Below are 1,058 nucleotides of genomic sequence, written 5' to 3' on the forward strand. Positions count from 1 at the left end.
GCGCGAGGGAGCCGGGGGGGCGGAGGCGATCGGAGCAGCGGACATGGGGGAGACCTGGAGGCCGCCGGTGGTTCGGCGAAGCGCCCGTCTAACAAAGCTCGCCCGGCATGGCGAGCCGGCCCCGTGCTTCAGGCCCGCGTCCCTCAGACCCGGAAGCGGGCGGCGTGGCTGCCGATCTCGTCGAGGGTCTCGGGCGCGGCGCCGGCCCGAGTCAGGGCCTCGTGCAACTGCCGGGCGCTGACGCCGCCCGGAACGGCGAGGAGGAGGCCGTGGCCGCCGGGCCCGGGCGCACGGGCGACGACCTCGCCGTAGAGGTCCTGCAGGGCGCGCATGGCCTCCGGCTCCCAGGCGGCGACGCGGGTGGCGTGCAGGACCCAGTCGCGCTGGGCCGCGGCCGGATCGTCCAGCGGGTTCGAGACCACGAAGACCGGGGTGCCGGCCGGATGGGTGGGCCGCTCGATGAAGGGCAGGCGCGCGATGACCTTGGGGCGGCCCTCGCCGACGAGCCCCTCCCACCAGGGCGCCGCGTCGGTGGAGGGACCCGAGCCGTCCGGATCGAGGCGGAAGATGCCGAGATCGCCCCGGGAGGCGGCCACCGCCTCGATCACCGCCAGGCAGGTGGGGTGGGGCCGGTAGGGCACCGTGAAGCCGAAATGGAAGCGGGCGGAATCGCGCATCGGCGCATCCCCGCCCGAGATGTCGGCATGCACCGAGAACGGCGCCTGGACGTAGGTGAAGGTGGCGATGATGACCCGCCAGATCCCCTCCACGGTGTCGAGGGGCAGCAGGCCCCGGTGGCGCTCGGCGACCCGCCGCATCATCGAGGCCTCGCGCCCGGGGCGGAAGGCCGAGCCGCTGGCCGAGGTGCGCTTGACCGCGATCAGCCGGTCGATGATCGACCCGCGCTGGATCAGCAGGGCGTGCATCTCGGCGTCGATCCGGTCGATCTCGGCGCGCAGGTCGCCGAGATTGTCGAGGGGCGGCGCGGGTCTCGTCGTGAAGCGCATCGGGGGCTCGCGAGGCTGCGGTGGGGAGGGTCGGGAGAGCCGGGGCCGGGG

The 1,058-nt window shown here is 74.9% G+C and carries 1 protein-coding gene; it reads right to left on the reverse strand.

The features are described from left to right. Window positions 1-143: 143 nt before the first annotated feature. On the reverse strand, window positions 144-1,007 hold the full coding sequence (locus AC3WLN_RS23310) for a chorismate mutase (protein WP_238281301.1): 864 nt from the start codon (window positions 1,005-1,007) through the stop codon (window positions 144-146). Window positions 1,008-1,058: the final 51 nt, after the last annotated feature.

The organism is Methylobacterium sp. FW306-05-D, from assembly GCF_058782155.1.